We start from the raw sequence: 19,086 nt of genomic DNA on the forward strand, positions 1-19,086 counted from the left end.
GGTTTCCCTAAAGCATAAAGTAAAACAAGGGATTCCGAGTAGCGCTAATCTTAATTTAAAAAGTGAAATAGCGTTTTTAAATTTAATAAACCATCTTAAATATATTCAAATCAATACTATACCCATCTAAATTGTGAGGATTATATGATAATCAATGGTTTATGAAATGAGCGGATCTATCCGAAAACGTCATATTTTATTTTGCTTGAACGATTCACTGGTTTCATTCCCCCCTAAGAATATGCAAAGCTAAATACGAAGTCTGGTGTTTCTTGTACCCATTCATTTAAAAAAGGATTGTTTCGATGTCCAATAACGGCTCGTCACCGCTGGTGCTTTGGTATAACCAACTCGGCATGAATGATGTAGACAGGGTCGGAGGCAAAAATGCCTCCCTGGGTGAAATGATTACCAATCTTTCGGGTATGGGCGTTTCCGTCCCGAACGGTTTTGCGACCACCGCCGAGGCGTTTAACCTGTTTCTCGACCAGAGCGGCGTGAACCAGCGTATCTACGAGCTGCTGGATAAAACCGACATTGACGATGTGAGCGAACTGGCAAAAGCTGGGGCGCAGATTCGCCAGTGGATTATTGACACGCCTTTCCAGCCTGAGCTGGAGCATGCCATTCGTGAAGCGTACCAAACGCTCTCCTCCGATGATGCCGAGGCCTCTTTTGCGGTGCGTTCTTCGGCCACTGCGGAAGACATGCCGGACGCTTCCTTTGCCGGGCAACAAGAAACTTTCCTCAACGTGCAGGGCTATGATGCCGTGCTGGTGGCGGTGAAACACGTTTTCGCCTCGCTGTTTAACGACCGTGCAATCTCCTACCGCGTGCATCAGGGCTACGACCACCGCGGCGTGGCGCTCTCCGCTGGCGTTCAGCGTATGGTGCGCTCCGACCTCGCTTCTTCCGGGGTGATGTTCTCCATTGATACCGAATCCGGTTTCGATCAGGTGGTGTTTATTACCGCCGCGTGGGGCTTGGGTGAAATGGTGGTGCAGGGCGCTGTAAACCCAGATGAATTCTACGTGCACAAGCCAACGCTTGAGGCGGGTAATCCGGCCATCGTTCGCCGCACTATGGGTTCGAAAAAAATTCGCATGGTCTACGCTTCAACGCAGGAACACGGTAAGCAGGTGCGGATTGAAGACGTGCCGGAAGCCGATCGCGACCGCTTCTGTATTACCCAGGAAGAGATTCAGGAACTGGCTAAGCAGGCGGTACAAATCGAAAAACATTATGGCCGCCCGATGGACATCGAGTGGGCTAAAGACGGCCATACCGGCAAGCTGTTCATCGTTCAGGCTCGCCCGGAAACCGTGCGTTCTCAGGGCCAGGTGATGGAACGCTACCAGCTGCACGCGCAGGGGCAGATCGTGGCGGAAGGCCGCGCGATTGGTCACCGCATCGGCGCGGGTCCGGTAAAAGTGATCCACGACATCAGCGAAATGAACCGCATCCAGCCGGGCGACGTGCTGGTCACCGACATGACCGACCCGGACTGGGAACCGATCATGAAAAAAGCGGCGGCGATTGTCACCAACCGCGGCGGGCGTACCTGCCACGCGGCCATTATCGCACGTGAGCTTGGTATTCCAGCCGTTGTGGGCTGTGGCGATGCCACCGAGCGTATGAAAGATGGCCAGAACGTGACCGTTTCCTGCGCCGAAGGCGACACCGGCTACGTTTACGCGGAGATCCTCGACTTCACCGTGAAAAGCTCCACGGTTGATGCCATGCCGGATCTGCCGCTGAAGATCATGATGAACGTCGGCAACCCGGATCGTGCGTTTGACTTCGCCTGCCTGCCGAACGAAGGCGTTGGCCTGGCGCGTCTGGAATTTATCATCAACCGTATGATTGGCGTGCACCCGCGCGCGCTGCTGGAGTTCGACCAGCAGGAGCCCGCGCTGCAGGCGGAAATCCGCACGATGATGAAAGGCTATGACGACCCGGTTGAGTTCTACGTAGGCCGCCTGACAGAAGGGATCGCGACTTTGGGCGCGGCGTTCTGGCCGAAGCGCGTGATTGTGCGTCTGTCTGACTTCAAATCTAACGAATACGCCAACCTGGTGGGCGGCGAGCGTTATGAGCCGGAAGAAGAGAACCCAATGCTGGGCTTCCGTGGGGCAGGTCGCTACGTGGCAGACAGCTTCCGCGACTGCTTCGCGCTGGAATGTGCGGCCATGAAGCGCGTGCGTAATGAAATGGGCCTTACCAACGTCGAAGTGATGGTGCCGTTTGTGCGTACCGTTGCCCAGGCAAAAGCGGTGGTTGAGGAGCTGGAACGTCAGGGCCTGAAGCGCGGTGAGAACGGGCTGAAGATCATCATGATGTGCGAGATCCCGTCCAACGCCCTGCTGGCGGACGAGTTCCTGCAATACTTTGACGGCTTCTCCATTGGCTCGAACGACATGACGCAGCTCGCGCTGGGCCTGGATCGCGACTCTGGTGTGGTGTCTGAACTGTTTGACGAGCGTAACGACGCGGTGAAAGCGCTGCTGTCGATGGCGATTAAAGCGGCGAAGAAACAGGGTAAATACGTCGGGATCTGTGGGCAGGGGCCGTCCGATCACGAAGACTTTGCCGCCTGGCTGATGGAAGAGGGGATTGACAGCCTTTCCCTGAACCCGGACACCGTGGTGCAAACCTGGCTCAGCCTTGCTGAACTGAATAAGTAACGTTCAACCCTTCTTTGCAATAAAGAGAGGGGATCCGGCCCGGAGCCTGCCAGCGTTATGCGGGGCAGGCCACCGGGCCGACACTTATCCCCGCTTAATCAATTCCTTCATGCCGGTAATAATGGCCTCGCACCAGGCGGCGTAATCATGCCCGCTCGACCAGGGATTAAAGCTCACCTCGTAGCCCTTTTCACGCAGCACGGCTTCAAGCTGTTGCGTATTACGGTAAATACCGCCGTCTGCGCCTTTGCTTTCAAAGCGTCCCGCCTGCAGCCAAAATCGCACCGGCAAGCGTGGGGATGCCTGATACTGACGGGTAAGCCAGCCCGGCGCTTCGCCCTCGGGTGCCCACCAGTAAGAGCCGGACAAACTCAGCACGTTGCCAAACGCTTCGGGGTGACGGAGCGCCACCCAGGCTGAAGCCAGGCCGCCGTAGCTGGAGCCTGCCACGATGGTTTTTTGTGCCGGGGTGGCGATGCCCTGGCGGTGCAGCCACGGCACTAACTCTTCGGCCATAAAATCAGCGAAATTAGGATTGGGCGGCAGCTCTTTTTCACGTCGTTCGCCGTCGAGGCTGTCGATAAACACGGCGTTAACCGGCGGCAGGGCATGACGGGCTATCAGGCCGTCCAGCACATTGGCGAGATGATAACGGTCCTGGTACATACGGCCATCGAACAGCATTAGCGTCCAGCGGGCAGGCTGCCCCCCGCGTGGCCGGTAGACGGCCACTTCCCGACGGTTGGCCAGCTTGTTGCTGTCTACCTGATAGCGAACCAGGGAGCCCTGCCGAATCGGCTCGGCGGTTGCCTGCGGGGTAAAATAGCGGTGGGTGGTCAGGTCCAAAAGCGAGAAACGATTCCAGCGGTCGCCTTTGCCTGCGGGGCTGAATTGCGGGTTAAGCGGGTCAGTCTGGGCCGACACCAGAATCGCCCGGCGCTGGTCGCGCGCGGTGCCTTCCACAAGGGGAACGTCGGGGGCAAGTTTGTACTGCATAAGCGTATCTGCCGGTACCACATAGCTGCGGTACCAGACATCGGACTGCCCGAGGCGGAACATCGGGTCATGGTCACCGGCCGGTGAACCGAGCACGAACACGTTGCCCTGTGCGCCTCGCCACAGGAACGTCACGCGTTTGCGGCTGGCATCGATGGGCTCGACTAGCGGCGTCCCCTGCTCGCGCCTTTCCTGCCAGAAGGCTTCCGTACTTGCGCCATGGCTCAGAGCCTGCTCAAGCGCCAGCAGTGCCGGGCTTTCCGGGGATTGTTCGTCGTTACGATTGAGCGGCACGGTTTCACGGATCTGCCAGCGAAACAGCCAGCGCCTGCCGGGTTCACCGCGAAGCACCAGCGTAGAAGGCTGACCGACGGGCAGGGCAAAAAGCGGATTATGCTGGCCATCCACCGGCCCATTTTCCACCAGCGAACGCCAGAGCCTGCCTTTGCTGTCCACCAGGCTGGCGTCGGTTACGCCGCTCAACCGGACGTTGGCGTAATTTTCACCCAGCGCCGGAAGGCCAAAGCAAATTTCGCCGCTGGCGTCGAACTTCCCATCCTGCTCACCCTGACTGCCGGTAAAAGTACAGGTCGCGGCCACCGCCGACGCTGAACAAAGCCCCAACATTAATGCGCTCCACGCGGCTCTCATCGTGTTTATCATTCCTGATAAAAAAGTGCATACACGCTAATGCAAATGAGAGTGATTTGCAATAACATTGCGAGTCGTTGCGTTTTACGACAAAACGTAACAGGAGAGAAAGGCGAACTTAATTCACCTAATCACATGGGATGTTACGGTCATGCACTTTAAAAATAATAAGGTAACCCGCGGCCTTTGGCTGATGGGATTCAGTGCCCTGGGGATGGGAAACGGCGTTCAGGCGCAGGAGCGGCAGGGCAGCGAGGAAACTCTGGTTGTCACCGGCTCCGTTAGCGAGGATCCTTCTGCGCCGCTGAAGGGGATGGTGGCTACCAAAACGCTGTCTGCAACGAAAACCGCGGCTGATTTGCTCAAAACGCCGCAGTCGGTTTCGGTGATTACCCGCGACCAAATGAACGCGCAGGATGTTACCTCCGTGTCGCAGGCTTTGCGCTATTCGGCCGGGGTGCTGACGGAGTATCGGGGCAGTTCGAACCGCAACGATGAGGTGTTTGTGCGCGGCTTCATCTATGTCCCAAAATATCTTGACGGACTGAGCTATGGCGCGACGGCGTCTTCCCAAACTGGGACGTTTGACCCGTGGCTGCTTGAGCGCGTGGAGCTGGTGCGCGGCCCGGCATCCGTGCTGTTCGGCCAGGTGAACCCCGGCGGGCTTATCAGCATGACCAGCAAGCGGCCGACAAGGGAAGCGATACATGAAGTGCAGCTCCGCTCAGGCAACCAGCATCTGGCCGAGGGGGCTTTTGATTTTGGTGGCTCGCTAAGCGACGATAATCGGGTGCTTTATCGCCTGAACGGCATCGCACGCACGCAGCACAGCCAGGTTGCCGATTACAAAGAGCAGCGCCTGGCGATTGCGCCGGCGCTGACCTGGTATCCCAACGAGCAGACTCGTTTTACTTTACTGACCAGCTACCAGAAAGACCCGAAGGCGGGCTATCGTAACTTCCTGCCTGCCGCAGGCCTGGTGACGGAAACCACGGCGGGGTATATCCCGCTGGACTTTAACGTTAGCGATCCCAATTACGACCAGTCGTGGCGCGAGCAAACGATGGTGGGTTATGAGTTCGAGCACAGCTTCAACGATATCTTCACCTTCCGCCAGAACGCCCGCTACGCCAGCATCAAACAGAAGTACCGTTACCTCGTGTATTCCACCTCTAAAAGCGAGACGCTACTTTCGCGCCGTGCGCAGCGAGAAACGCGTGATACCGATGAGTTTGGCTTGGATAACCAGCTTGAGGCGCAGTTTGATACCGGCGCGCTGGGGCATACGCTGTTAGGCGGCCTGGATTACAAGTCTAACCATGACCGGCAGCAGCTCAGCCGCGGTACCGGGGCGAAATACGATCTGTACTGGCCGAATCCGGTATATGGTCTCAATGTGGACGAAAGCACCTTCAGCGCGGTGAACGACGACCAGCAGAATCTCGACCAGACGGGCGTGTACCTGCAGGATCAGCTCAGCTGGAACAACTGGCAACTGCTGCTTTCCGGGCGTTATGATTGGGCCGAAGTGCGCACGACGGACAGGTTAAAAAGCAAAACGACGCAGCAGAATGACAGCAAGTTCACCTGGCGTACGGGGCTGCTTTACGCCTTTGATTTCGGCCTGTCGCCGTATATCAGCTACAGCACCTCGTTTGAACCCAATCTGCAGACCAACCGCGCGCCGGGCGCTGCGCCGTTCGACCCAAGCCTGGGCAAGCAGACCGAAGTGGGCCTTAAGTATCAGCCGCTGAAAGAGACCTTCATGACGCTGGCGCTGTTCGATCTCCGCCAGACAAACGTCGGGACCTACAACAGTGCGCTGGGTTGGTTTGAAAACGCCGGTGAAATCCGTTCTAAAGGGCTTGAGGCGGAGGTGCATTCCACGCTGTTTAACAGCCTCAACCTGATAGGCTCTTACACCTGGACGGATGCGGAAACCGTGAGCACCACCGTGGCGGGCACCGAAGGAAAAACGCCCGCGCGTGTTCCAACACATATGGCGTCGGCGTGGGGCAGTTACACTATTCCTGCAGGCCTGCTGAAAAACCTGACGGCAGGTGTTGGGGTTCGCTACATCGGGACCAGCTATGGCGATGCGAAAAATAGCTTTAAAGTGGCGGCCGTGGATCTCTATGACGCCATGCTGCGTTACGAACTGGGAGAAGTGAGTCCTGATTTAAAAGGGGCCGCCCTGCAGTTCAACGTCAATAATCTGTCGGACACAAAATACGTGGCGTCCTGCGCGTCGGATTCAGCCTGTTTCTATGGCATTGGCCGCACCTTAACCGCTACCGTCAGCTATCGCTGGTAAGGAGAACTTTTGCGCTATCTGCTTATGGCGCTTATCGCACTCGCTGCTCCTTCGGGGGCAGCGGTCATTGAGGATAAGCCCTACACGCTGGCGAATACGCTGGTACACAGTCTGCACTCGCCGGAAAACGGCGAGTATAAAATTATGGTTTCCTGGCCTGAAGGCGAACCTCCGTCAGAAGGCTGGCCGGTGATTTACCTTCTGGACGGTGAGTCCGTCTTCCCCGGCGCGGTGTCGCTGATGCAGCGCCTGACCTGCGAGCGTTGCCCGTTGACGCCGGGCGTGGTGGTGGCGATTGACTACCCGGAAAACAGCCGCCGGGAGCGGGATTATCGACCTGCGGTAGAAAAAGTGGTGCTGGAGCCGAATCCTGCAGGGGGCACTTATCCGCCTGGCGCACCCGGCGAGGCGCAGAAATTCTGGCGGTTTATTGACGCTGAACTCCGGCCCTGGGTCGAAAAGCAGTGGAAAATCAATCCGCAGCGGCAGGCGCTTTTTGGGCACTCCTATGGCGGCCTGTTCACTACCTGGCTGTTTATGACCTCACCGGGCGCTTTCCAGCATTATTACGCCTCAAGCCCCTCGGTGTGGTGGAACGACCGCTATCTGCTGCGAATGGCGCAAAACTGGCGGCCTGATAAGGGAAATGCTCAGCTATCGCTCTCCGTGGGGAGTTATGAACAGTCGCTGCAGCCGCAGGAGGCCAGGCTGTCGGAAGAGAAGCGCGCCACGCTATTAAAACATCGTGGGCAGCGAGCGATGGTAGACGGGAACCGCGAAATGGCTAATGCCTTGATAGCTAATGCCCCGACCCGGGTTGATTTTACGCTGGTAGAAGGGCAGAGCCACCTGACCGTTGCCCCGTTGGTTCTACATGGGGCGCTTATCAATCACTTTGCGAAATCAGAATAAAAAAAAGCCCATCATCAAGATGGGCAAAGACTACACACAGCAATTCGTTGTTTCACTCAGGGGATTTCGATGTTTATAAATCAACGTGTTGATTCATAACCGTGAGTTAAATAGTAGGCATCTCACTAAGTGGCGTCACTCAGATTCGTCTCAATCGTTAACAGAAGGTAAATAACTTGAGACAGCATAGCCCGGAGTGGGGGCTTCAATGGCCGGAATAGCGAAGGGAAAATGCGTTATTGATTAGATTTATTAACCATTTGCGTTAAGTCACTGCTTTAGTCGCAAGTTATTCTGTCGTTAAAAAAGTTCCTGTGGAGATGTAGAGGATGTGAACGGAAACTTAGCTATTGTCGCATAGAGGGTTTGAGCGAACAGGAACTCCTCAAACCCTCCGCATCCTTATTTCTTCACATTCAGCGTCTGCTGCTCCTCAAGCAGTTCGACCACCTCTTGTGGATCGTCCTGTGGGGCAGGCGCCTCGTGCATCCAGACCGAAATCAGGCGATAAGAAACCGCCAGCAGCACCGGGCCGATAAACAGGCCAATCATCCCGAAGGCAATCAAGCCGCCGATCACGCCGGAAAGAATCAGAATCATCGGCAAGTCCGCGCCCATGCGAATAAGCACCGGGCGAATCACGTTATCCATGGTGCCAACGACACAACTCCATACCAGCAGCACCGTCCCCCAGGTGGTATCCCCGCTCCAGTACAGCCAGATAATGGCGGGCACCAGAATCACCAGCGGGCCAAGCTGAATCAGGCAGCTAAGCACCATCAGCACCGTAAGCAGCGCGGCGTAAGGAATGCCGGACACCGCCAGGCCAATACCGCCCAGTACACCCTGTGCTAGCGCGGTGACAACCACGCCCAGCGCTACGGCGCGAATTGCCTGGCCGGCCAGCAGTACGGCAGCATCACCGCGTTTGTCCGCGAGGCGGAAGGCGAAATGACGAATGCCGTTCCCCAGCGTCTCACCTTTGGCATACAGCAGCACGCTGAACAGCAGCATCAGGCCGAGATGCACCAGCAGAGTACCTATGTGTACGGCCTGACCAAGGAACCAACTGGTCGTCGTGCCGATATAGGGCCGGATCTTTTCCATAATCGCACTGCCGCCGCTGCTCACCAGCGTGTTCCAGCCGCTGTAAAGTTTATCGCCAATAAGTGGGACGCTGTGCAGCCATTCGAAGGCGGGCAGCGCCATGTGCCCTTTGGTCGCCCAGTTAATCACCGGGCCGCTGTTGTCCACCAGGCTGTTCACTAACATCGCGACCGGGATGACAAACAGCATCAGCAGGAGCAGCGTCATCACCAGCACTGCAAGGGAGCGTTTGCCCCACAGCAGCTTTTGCAATTTGATGAGCAGCGGCCAGGTCGCAATGACGATGGTTCCGGCCCAGGCGAAGCCCAAAACAAACGGGCGGACAATCCACAGACAGGCAAGAATCATCACCGAAATAAACAGCACGGACAGCAGGATCTGCAGCAGATCCTTTGGCTGACTGACTTTGATCATAGGAAGAATCACCTCAATAAAATGCACCCGCGCTAAATTCGCATGGCGATAATTTAATGATGATGTATTTCCTCGATTTTTGACAGGTGCATTTCGCATCGCGTTATCTGAAATAACAGCCGCAAATCGCGACGGAATATGATAAAAACAAAACAGACACGCAAACGATAACTCTTACTAAGCAACACAGGGTCGACCCGTCAATGATCCCACAAATTTCTCAGGCACCAGGCGTCGTTCAGCTGGTGCTCAGCTATTTAGCATCACTGGAGCAACAGGGCTTTACCGGCGATACCGCCACCAGCTACGCAGACCGCCTGACCATGGCGACCGACAACAGTATTTACCAACTGCTGCCGGATGCGGTGCTTTTCCCTCGTTCAACCGCCGACGTCACGCTGATTACCCGCGTGGCCTCCGAAGAGCGCTTTAAATCCCTGGTGTTTACCCCGCGCGGCGGCGGCACCGGCACCAACGGGCAGTCGCTGAACGGCGGCATCGTGGTGGACATGTCCCGCTACATGAATCGCATTATCGAAATCAACCCGGAACAAGGTTGGGTGCGGGTCGAAGCCGGCGTGATTAAAGACCAGCTCAACCAGTTCCTGAAGCCGCACGGCTACTTCTTTGCCCCGGAATTGTCGACCAGTAACCGCGCCACGCTGGGCGGGATGATCAACACCGATGCCTCCGGCCAGGGATCGCTGGTGTACGGTAAAACCTCCGATCATGTGCTGGGCGTGCGCGCCGTGCTGATGGACGGTGAAATTCTGGACACGCACCAGATGGCAACCGAGCTTGCCGAAGAGCTGGGCCGCGAAGAGACATCGAGCGGTAAAATCTACCGTACCGTGCTTGAACGCTGCCGCCAGCAGCGTGCGCTGATTATCGATAAATTCCCCAAACTAAACCGCTTTCTTACCGGCTATGACCTGCGCCACGTCTTTAATGACGATTTGAGCAAGTTCGATTTAACCCGCATTCTTACCGGCTCAGAGGGGACGCTGGCCTTTATCACCGAGGCGAAGCTGGATATCACCCGCTTGCCGAAGGTGCGCCGGCTGGTGAACGTCAAGTATGACTCCTTCGATTCAGCCCTGCGTAATGCGCCCTTTATGGTGGATGCTCGGGCGCTGTCGGTGGAAACCGTCGACTCCAAAGTCCTGAACCTGGCGCGGGAAGATATCGTCTGGCACTCGGTCAGCGAATTGATCACCGACGTGCCGAACAAAGAGATGCTCGGGCTCAACATCGTTGAGTTTGCCGGGGACGATCAGGCACTGATCGACGGCCAGGTCACTGAGCTATGTACTCGCCTCGATGCGCTAATAGCCGCAGGCGAGGGCGGGGTGATTGGCTGGCAGGTTTGTGACGAGCTGGCCGGTATCGAAAAAATCTACGGCATGCGGAAAAAAGCCGTTGGCCTGCTGGGGAACGCCAAAGGCCAGGCTAAACCGATCCCGTTTGCCGAAGACACCTGCGTGCCGCCGCAGCATCTGGCGGACTACATTGTTGAATTCCGCGCTCTGCTGGACAGCCACAACCTGAGCTACGGGATGTTTGGTCACGTTGATGCAGGCGTGTTGCACGTTCGCCCTGCGCTTGATATGTGCGATCCGCAGCAGGAAATGCTGATGAAAAGCATCTCCGACGACGTGGTGGCGCTGACGGCAAAATACGGCGGTCTGCTGTGGGGCGAACATGGCAAAGGGTTCCGGGCCGAGTACAGCCCGGCCTTCTTCGGTGAAACGCTGTATGAAGAACTGCGCCGGATTAAAGCCGTGTTTGACCCGGCTAACCGGCTGAACCCCGGGAAGATTTGCCCGCCGCTCGGCGTGGACGACCCGATGATGCAGGTCGATGCCGTTAAGCGCGGAACGTTTGACCGACAAATCCCGATTGCGGTACGCACCTCCTGGCGCGGTGCGATGGAGTGCAACGGCAATGGCCTGTGCTTTAACTTCGACGTGAAAAGCCCGATGTGCCCGTCGATGAAAATCTCCAGCAACCGTATCCACTCCCCGAAAGGGCGAGCCACGCTGACCCGTGAATGGCTGCGGCTGCTGGCCGAGCGAGGCGTTGACCCGCTGCAGCTTGAGAAACAGCTGCCGGAGCAGCGCGCCAGCCTGCGAGGCCTTATCGAGCGTACCCGCAACTCGTGGCACGCCAGCAAGGGCGAGTACGATTTTTCCCACGAAGTGAAAGAGGCGATGTCCGGCTGCCTGGCCTGTAAAGCCTGCTCGACCCAATGCCCGATTAAAATCGACGTGCCGGAGTTCCGCTCTCGCTTCCTGCAGCTTTACCACACGCGCTATCTGCGCCCGCTGCGCGATCACGTTGTGGCCTCCGTGGAGAGCTACGCGCCGCTGATGGCGCGTGCGCCAAAAACCTTCAACTTCTTTATGAGCCAGCCGTGGGTCCAGAATTTGTCCCGCAGGCACATCGGTATGGTTGACCTGCCTATGCTGTCCACGCCGACGCTGCAGCAGCAGTTGGTCGGGCACCGCTCAGCCAACGTCACGCTGGAAGAGCTGGAGCATTACTCAGATGAGCAGCGCGCCAAAACCGTGCTGGTGGTGCAGGACCCGTTCACCAGCTATTACGATGCTCAGGTGGTGGTTGATTTTATTAAGCTTGCAGATAAGCTAGGCTTTGAACCTGTGGTGCTGCCGTTCTCACCGAACGGTAAGGCTCAGCATATTAAAGGGTTCCTGCAGCGTTTTGCGCGCACGGCGAGTAAAACGTCTGAGTTCCTGAACCGCATTGCGAAACTGGGTATGCCGATGGTCGGCGTCGATCCGGCGCTGGTCCTGTGCTACCGCGATGAATATAAACAGACATTAGGCGAAGAGCGCGGTGATTTTCAGGTGCAGCTGGTGCACGAATGGCTCCAGACTGCGCTGAAAGAACGGGAAGTGCAGGGCGCGGGAGGGGAAGCATGGTACCTCTTTGGCCACTGTACCGAAGTAACGGCGTTGCCGGCGACACCGAATCAGTGGGCCGGTATTTTTGCTCGTTTTGGCGCGAAGCTCGAGAGCGTGAGCGTTGGCTGCTGCGGCATGGCTGGCACTTACGGGCACGAGGTGAAGAATCTCGCCAATTCATTGGGCATCTATGAACTCTCCTGGCATCAGGCGATGCAGCGCCTGCCTCGCAACCGCTGTCTGGCAACCGGCTACTCCTGCCGCAGTCAGGTCAAGCGCGTTGAGGGCAACGGCGTGCGGCATCCATTACAGGCTCTTCTGGAGATTATCGGATGATTTGGCGACGTGAAGCCACGCTTGCCGCGCTCAATAAAATGGGCGCGAACAATATGGTCGGCCATGTAGGCATTGAATTTACACGTTTTGACGACAACGAAATTGAGGCCACCATGCCGGTGGATGAGCGCACCCGGCAGCCGTTTGGCCTGCTGCACGGCGGCGCGTCGGTAGTGCTGGCGGAAACGCTGGGTTCCGTGGCGGGCTACCTGTGCACCGAAGGCGACCAGAAGGTGGTTGGGCTGGAAGTGAACGCCAACCACATCCGCTCGGCGCGAGAAGGCGTGGTGCGCGGCGTTTGTCGCGCGGTGCACGCGGGGCGTCGTCATCAGGTGTGGCAAATTGATATCTACGATCAGCAAGACCAGCTGTGCTGTACCTCCCGCCTGACCACGGCGGTGGTGTAAAACAACGGCTAAAATATTCCCACGTTCAGCCCTCGGGGACGTGGGATTGTTTTGATTTGTGATTATTTCCTTAAAAAACTATATATCCACTCCCCATTTTGCTAAAAAGCCTGTCTCAGGATATTTTCAAGCTTAAGGAAAAACGATGTGGATATTGCTGGCAACCGCCTTACTGATATTACAATTTAATAAAAAGATTTCCCTCGGATTATTACTGGCGACGGTGATATGGGGGGCCGTTGACGGCGTACTCGACTGGCAGGCGCTGGCTTCACTGGCGATAATCACCGTGCTTGCCGTCGCTTATTTAAAAGCCGTAAACAGAAAACCCGTTCGCTACGTGCTTGAGCTTTTGCTTGTCGCCGCCGCGGTAGCGCTGACCATCCATGTTATTCCTGGTTTCCATAATCCAAAGGTGCTGGACTCGGTGAGCGCCGGGCCGCAAAGCGCGCCGTTTTCCATGTATTACAACTTCGACAAAGCGCTGGTGCCCTTTATTTTGCTGGTGATGATGAAGTCGCTGTTTGTCAGCGAGCCGAAATATCAGCCCGCTAAGCTCTGGTGGATCTTGCTGGTTGCTTTGATCCCAGGGCTGTTGCTATTGGCGGTAGCTTTGGGTGGCTTAAAGATTGAACCTCATTTCCCGCAGTGGCTGCCGCCGTTCCTGTTCGCAAATATTTTCTTTGTTTCGCTGGCGGAGGAAGCGCTCTTCCGGGGGTATCTCCAGCAGCGTTTATCCGGCTTTATGCACTCGGTTGTGGCGCTGATTATTTCAGCCGCGATATTTGGCGGACTGCATTTCGCCGGTGGCCCGCTGCTGATTGTTTTTGCCGCACTGGCGGGGCTTATTTACGGCCTGGCGTGGATGTGGAGCGGGCGGCTGTGGGTTGCCGTGGCGTTTCATGTCGGGCTGAATATGACCCATTTATTGCTGTTTACCTATCCGGTGCTGCAGCATTCTGTGCACTAGTTTTTTACGACATCGGAACCTGGCTCCGATGTCGTAAATCTCATCGCCTTAACAACCGAATAACCAGCCATGCGCTTCCCGCAATAGCAAACAACAAGCCAAGTACAGGGAAAAATGGGATGCCAAACAGCGTCCAGTTCAACCCGAGCAGCCATGGAGCTATCGCGATTGTCAGGGCGGCTAAAACAAGGGCGAGCGCCAGAGTAGAGGCCGCTCGCTCCAGCGACTTTCCGAGCTGGTTAATATTCTCTACGTTAATGTCCGCGTGCAGCTTACCGTGACGAAGCCTTTGCATCACCAGACGTAGGGTCTGCGGCAGAGAATCACCTCCCTCAAGAAGCTGGTTGCCGAGTTTAAGCAGGCGTCTGCGGCTTCCGAGGCGGGTATAGCGTTTTAACAGCTCCTGCTTAATCACCGGGCGAAGAATGCGAATAATGTCGAACTGCGGATCCATTCTCAGCAATACGCCGTCCGCGGTGATCAACGCCTTAAACAATAAAACCAAATCCGGCGGCAGCGACAGCTGGAATTCCCGGACGGTGGAAAGCATATCGGTCAGCGCTTTTCCAAGCTGTAGCGGGAGGTTGCCCTGTTTTTGCAGAAAATAGCTGGCGGCAAGTTCCAGTTCGGTAAGATCTAGTGTCTCCTGGCCACTCCAGGCGATGAGGGCATCGACAATCCCGCTGGCGTCACGCTCGCTGATGGCATAAATCAGCGACAACAGCTCGTCGCGTCGCGCCTGGCTCAGGCTTCCCACCATGCCGAAATCAATGAAGCCGACCCGGTTGCCCGCCAGGGCCATGACATTGCCGGGATGCGGATCTGCGTGGTAAGTCCGCAGGTCAAAGAGCATATTGATAAACGCTGTCGCGCCTTTACGCGCCAACAAGGGGCCATCAAACCCGGCGGCGGCAAGCTGCTGGCCGTCAACCGGCGCCACGCCGGGCAAAAATGCCTGCACCATCAGCGTAGGGTGGCACCAGTCCCAATAAATCCTGGGGATGACGACGTCGTTGTTGTCGGCGAAAAACTGATAAATCTTTTCCCCGTTGGCGGCTTCATGGCAAAAATCCAGTTCCTGATTCAGGGCGTTTTCCAGATAACGCACCAGCATCACCGGCTGAAAGCGAGCCAGCCCCGCGCTCTGCTGCTCCAGACTTTCCGCCAGGTAACGGAGTAAACGCAGGTCGGCCTTGAGGGTTGTTTCAATCCCGGGGCGCTGAATTTTGACGATAACCTCGTCGCCATTTTTCAGCGTGGCCCGGTGAATTTGTGCTATCGAGCCACTGGCCAGCGGGGTTTCATCAAAGATAGCGAAAACCTCCGCAGGCGGAGCCCCGAGCGTCGCTACAACGCCTGGTTCAAGCTGCGGCCAGGGCAGAGGGCTGGCGCTCGAATTCAACTGGCTAAGCGCTTCCGTCCATGCGGGGTCAAGCAGGTCGCTACGGGTCGAGAGGATTTGCCCGAGCTTAACGAACGTCGGGCCCAGTTCTTCCAGCGCCGCGCACAGGCGCTGCGGCATCGGCAAAGCATCGTGTTGGCTGTTGCCACGTATTTTGTCATGCAGCGAGGACAGGCCCAGCAAACGCACAATGTCCTGCAATCCATAGCGGAGGAAAACGCCGATAATTTCCTGCAGCCTTACGCGATCGCGGGCGGTGACCATAATCATTTTCAGCATTGGACAAGCTCCCTTTTTTCTTAACAGGAGGATAGTCGATAAATCGGAATATTTTCACGCCATTCTTATCTCAGGGCAGAGGGTTAGCCTGTCGCATACAGGCTGCGGGAAATTTGACGTTAAAGCGATGGAAGGTAATGAGAGTCGTCAATAAAAGCTAACTGATCTTCATCTCATCTATTTATCTTGTTTTTTTTTGGTATGTGTATGGTTTTCTCTTATTGCTAAATCTGATTTTTATTATCGATTTTTTACCACTTTTGCCCGAGGTGAATTCTGAAAGTCTGGTGGTTTTTGATGTGTTTGTTTATGTCTAATTTTTTGTTTTTTTGTTTTTATTGTTTTAAGAACAATGAGTTAATTTTATTTTTTATGGCTAAGAATATTCGCTTTAGGCTATTTTTATCATTATTTCTGTGTTGCCTTGTTAATTCTATTTATGAATAATTTCTCCGCACAGTAATGGTTTAATTATAATAATGGAGTAATTTTAATGAATAATAAGTCTTTGTTGGCCTTTCTTGTTTCTGGATTATTAGTCACCCAGTCTGTCTCTGCTCTTGAATGGGGGGACTGGTCATCAGACGTGACTTCCAGTAACTCCCATGCTGATGCTGATAAAACCAATGGAAATTTCGGTGATATTAAAAATAACGTTGATACCATTGATTCAGCGCTGAATGAAAGCATTCAAAAACAGCAGACAGTCAATGACCAACAAAAAATGCTCAACGATCGGCAGAATGCCACCAACGTCAAGCAGGCCGAGTGGAATGAGAACCAGAACAGCGTAAATAGCCAGCAGAATGCGGTGAATCAACAGCAGTCCACGGTTAATGCGAACCAGGCTAACGTCAACAATCAGCAGGGGGCCATTAATCAGACCCAGGCAAATCTGAACAATCAGCAGGGGGCCATTAATCAGACTCAGGCAAATCTGAACAATCAGCAGGGGGCCATTAATCAGACTCAGGCAAATCTGAACAATCAGCAGGGGGCCATTAACCAGTCTCAGGCAAATCTGAATACGCAGCAGAATACCATTAACCAGAGTCAGGCCAGGAGCAATGCTCAGTTCCAGGACTCCATCACCCAGCTTAATGGCGATCTTAACCATCTCGGTAACCGCGTGGATAAACTGGATCACAAAATGAAGCGTGGGTTTGCCTCCCAGGCGGCGCTCTCAGGGCTTTTCCAGCCCTACAGCGTTGGCAAATTCAACCTTTCTGGCTCGCTAGGCGGGTATGAATCTACCAGCGCGATGGCCATTGGTAGCGGGTATCGGTTCAATGAAAATGTCGCCGCAAAGGCCGGGATTTCAACCAATACCGAGGACTTCAAGGCCGTGACATACAATGCGGCAGTCAACTTTGAGTGGTAATGCAGCTCAACATAGCTAACTCAGTTCCCCTGGTTAACCTTATGCCCTGGTAACCAGGGGGCGGATTTTTCTGAACAGATACCTTAATCCCCCTGCGACCGCACCTCTTCTTGTTCCCGTAAAACTGAAAATTACTGGTACTTTATGGCGCTAATTTCGCATTCAGTGCGCTTCCAATCACATAAATAGATATTTTCTATACATCTTTTGTCTTGCCCGGTTCAGGCGTTTTTCATCTTTGATATTTCCTTTTACACCAGTGGCTTAAACAGCTCTTTTCGCCATCTGCAAGAGTTTCATGACGGTCTATCCTTAGTAAAGACGCCCAAAAAACCAGCGTTTCGCGAATACCCCTGTTTTCATAACGTTGTATTGATAATTGTTATCATTAACATAAGGGTATCGGCCTTCGGGCGCAGAGAATAATGAGGTGAAGAATGGATGTGCAAACCGGTTCCTTTGATCCCAATGATTTTGCCTGGCAGGGGCTGACCCTGACCCCGGCCGCCAGCGCGCATATCCGCGATCTGGCCGCCAAACAACCCGAGCTTAAAGGCATCCGCCTGAGTATCAAACAGACGGGCTGCGCTGGCTTTGGCTACGTGCTGGACACGGTCACCGAGCCGAAGCCGGACGATCTGGTCTATGAGTTTTACGGCGCGCGCCTGTGGGTGCCGCTCTCCGCCATGCCTTTTATCGACGGCACGGAAGTGGATTACGTGCGTGAAGGCCTGAATCAGATCTTTAAATTTAATAACCCGAAAGCGCAGCACGAATGCGGCTGCGGCGAAAGCTTTGGGGTATAGGCGGTACTATGTCTCGTAATACTGAAGCAACTGACGATGTCAAAACCTGGACCGGCAACCTCAATTATAAAGAGGGCTTTTTCACCGAGCTGCAGACCGAGCAGCTGGCGAAGGGCATAAATGAAGAGGTGGTTCGGGCAATCTCTGCCCGTCGTAACGAGCCCGAATGGATGCTGGAGTTTCGTCTCAATGCCTTCCATGCATGGTTGAAAATGGAAGAGCCGCACTGGCTGAAGGCGAATTACGACAAACTGAATTACCAGGATTACAGCTATTACTCTGCGCCATCCTGCGGGAGCTGCGACGACACCTGTGCGTCCCAGCCCGGAGCGGTGCAACAGCCACCTAATGCTTTCCTGACGAACGAAGTCGAAGACGCGTTTAAGCAGCTTGGTGTACCGGTGCGCGAAGGTAGCGAAGTGGCGGTTGACGCCATTTTTGACTCCGTGTCTGTGGCAACCACTTACCGCGAAAAACTCTCCGAGCAGGGCATTATCTTCTGCTCCTTCGGCGAGGCGATTCACGATTACCCGGAACTGGTCAAAAAATACCTGGGTACCGTGGTGCCGTCTAACGATAACTTCTTCGCCGCGCTTAACGCCGCGGTGGCCTCTGACGGCACCTTTATTTACATCCCGAAAGGCGTGCGTTGCCCGATGGAGCTGTCCACCTATTTCCGGATCAACGCGGAAAAAACCGGTCAGTTCGAGCGCACTATTTTAGTGGCGGATGAAGGCAGCTATGTGAGCTACATCGAGGGCTGTTCTGCACCAGTGCGCGACAGCTACCAGCTCCACGCCGCCGTAGTGGAAGTGATTATTCACCGCGATGCGGAAGTGAAGTACTCCACGGTGCAAAACTGGTTCCCGGGGGATAACAACACTGGCGGCATCCTGAACTTCGTCACCAAGCGCGCCCTGTGCGAAGGTGAGAACAGCAAGATGTCCTGGACACAGTCAGAAACCGGCTCTGCCATCACCTGGAAGTACCCGAGCGTGATCCTGCGTGGCGACAACTCCATCGGCGAGTTCTTCTCCGTGGCGCTGACCTCCGGCCATCAGCAGGCGGACACCGGCACCAAAATGATCCACATCGGCAAGAACACCAAATCGACGATCATCTCGAAAGGGATCTCCGCCGGCCATAGCCAGAACAGCTACCGCGGCCTGGTGAAAATCATGCCCACCGCGACCAACGCCCGTAACTTCACCCAGTGCGACTCGATGTTGATCGGGCCGGACAGCGGGGCGCACACCTTCCCGTACGTGGAGTGCCGCAACAACACGGCGCAGCTGGAGCACGAAGCCACCACGTCGCGCATTGGTGAAGATCAGCTGTTCTACTGCCTGCAGCGTGGCATCAGCGAAGATGACGCCATCTCGATGATCGTCAACGGGTTCTGCAAAGACGTGTTCTCAGAGTTACCGCTCGAATTCGCGGTGGAAGCACAAAAATTATTAGCCATCAGCCTCGAACACAGCGTCGGTTAAGGATTAAGGGAAA

At 55.2% G+C, this 19,086-nt stretch carries 12 protein-coding genes and 1 other RNA gene; 9 read left to right on the forward strand and 4 right to left on the reverse strand.

Annotated elements, in window-relative coordinates:
* Nucleotides 1–305: 305 nt before the first annotated feature.
* Complete coding sequence (gene ppsA, locus ACR6JA_RS02275; protein ID WP_213715769.1) at nt 306–2,684, forward strand: phosphoenolpyruvate synthase; 2,379 nt, start codon at nt 306–308, stop codon at nt 2,682–2,684.
* 84 nt (nt 2,685–2,768) lie between these two features.
* Here ppsA and ACR6JA_RS02280 read toward each other — a convergent pair whose 3' ends face one another.
* Nucleotides 2,769–4,331 (reverse strand): alpha/beta hydrolase-fold protein, encoded by a 1,563-nt coding sequence (locus tag ACR6JA_RS02280; protein ID WP_494493482.1) that lies wholly within the window; start codon nt 4,329–4,331, stop codon nt 2,769–2,771.
* 151 nt (nt 4,332–4,482) lie between these two features.
* On the opposite strand from ACR6JA_RS02280, the gene ACR6JA_RS02285 reads away from it, so the two are divergent.
* Both ACR6JA_RS02285 and ACR6JA_RS02290 read left to right on the forward strand, forming a co-directional pair.
* Nucleotides 4,483–6,645 (forward strand): TonB-dependent siderophore receptor, encoded by a 2,163-nt coding sequence (locus ACR6JA_RS02285; protein WP_494493483.1) that lies wholly within the window; start codon nt 4,483–4,485, stop codon nt 6,643–6,645.
* 9 nt (nt 6,646–6,654) lie between these two features.
* Nucleotides 6,655–7,557, forward strand: coding sequence for an alpha/beta hydrolase (locus ACR6JA_RS02290; RefSeq protein WP_213715772.1), 903 nt, complete (start codon nt 6,655–6,657; stop codon nt 7,555–7,557).
* Here the strand turns inward: ACR6JA_RS02290 and rprA are convergent.
* Nucleotides 7,554–7,660: antisense sRNA RprA (gene rprA, locus ACR6JA_RS02295), an RNA gene on the reverse strand. The genes ACR6JA_RS02290 and rprA overlap by 4 nt on opposite strands.
* Before the next feature lie 299 nt (nt 7,661–7,959).
* A complete protein-coding gene (gene ydiK / locus ACR6JA_RS02300; protein WP_494493484.1) occupies nt 7,960–9,078 on the reverse strand; it encodes an AI-2E family transporter YdiK in 1,119 nt (372 codons plus the stop codon).
* Nucleotides 9,079–9,281: 203 nt separating this feature from the next.
* On the opposite strand from ydiK, the gene ydiJ reads away from it, so the two are divergent.
* The 3 genes from ydiJ (at nt 9,282) to ACR6JA_RS02315 (ending at nt 13,715) form a co-directional block, all read left to right on the forward strand.
* Complete coding sequence (gene ydiJ, locus ACR6JA_RS02305; RefSeq protein WP_494493485.1) at nt 9,282–12,338, forward strand: D-2-hydroxyglutarate dehydrogenase YdiJ; 3,057 nt, start codon at nt 9,282–9,284, stop codon at nt 12,336–12,338.
* Nucleotides 12,335–12,745, forward strand: coding sequence for a 1,4-dihydroxy-2-naphthoyl-CoA hydrolase (menI, locus tag ACR6JA_RS02310; RefSeq protein WP_008456522.1), 411 nt, complete (start codon nt 12,335–12,337; stop codon nt 12,743–12,745). The genes ydiJ and menI overlap by 4 nt, the downstream gene beginning before the upstream one ends.
* Before the next feature lie 145 nt (nt 12,746–12,890).
* Entirely contained in the window at nt 12,891–13,715 is an 825-nt protein-coding gene (locus ACR6JA_RS02315) for a CPBP family intramembrane glutamic endopeptidase (RefSeq protein ID WP_494493486.1), read from the forward strand.
* A gap of 40 nt (nt 13,716–13,755) precedes the next feature.
* On the opposite strand, the gene ACR6JA_RS02320 is transcribed toward ACR6JA_RS02315, so the two are convergent.
* Nucleotides 13,756–15,396, reverse strand: coding sequence for an ABC1 kinase family protein (locus ACR6JA_RS02320; RefSeq protein ID WP_494493487.1), 1,641 nt, complete (start codon nt 15,394–15,396; stop codon nt 13,756–13,758).
* Nucleotides 15,397–15,889: 493 nt separating this feature from the next.
* On the opposite strand from ACR6JA_RS02320, the gene ACR6JA_RS02325 reads away from it, so the two are divergent.
* The 3 genes from ACR6JA_RS02325 to sufB all read left to right on the forward strand — a co-directional run bounded on the left by ACR6JA_RS02325 (nt 15,890) and on the right by sufB (nt 19,073).
* A complete protein-coding gene (locus tag ACR6JA_RS02325; RefSeq protein ID WP_336817681.1) occupies nt 15,890–16,777 on the forward strand; it encodes a YadA C-terminal domain-containing protein in 888 nt (295 codons plus the stop codon).
* Between the two features lie 437 nt (nt 16,778–17,214).
* Nucleotides 17,215–17,583, forward strand: coding sequence for a Fe-S cluster assembly scaffold SufA (gene sufA / locus ACR6JA_RS02330; RefSeq protein ID WP_494493488.1), 369 nt, complete (start codon nt 17,215–17,217; stop codon nt 17,581–17,583).
* 8 nt (nt 17,584–17,591) lie between these two features.
* Nucleotides 17,592–19,073, forward strand: coding sequence for a Fe-S cluster assembly protein SufB (sufB, locus tag ACR6JA_RS02335; RefSeq protein WP_008456512.1), 1,482 nt, complete (start codon nt 17,592–17,594; stop codon nt 19,071–19,073).
* Nucleotides 19,074–19,086: the final 13 nt, after the last annotated feature.

The sequence above is a fragment of the Cedecea sp. B1(4) genome, from assembly GCF_059414925.1.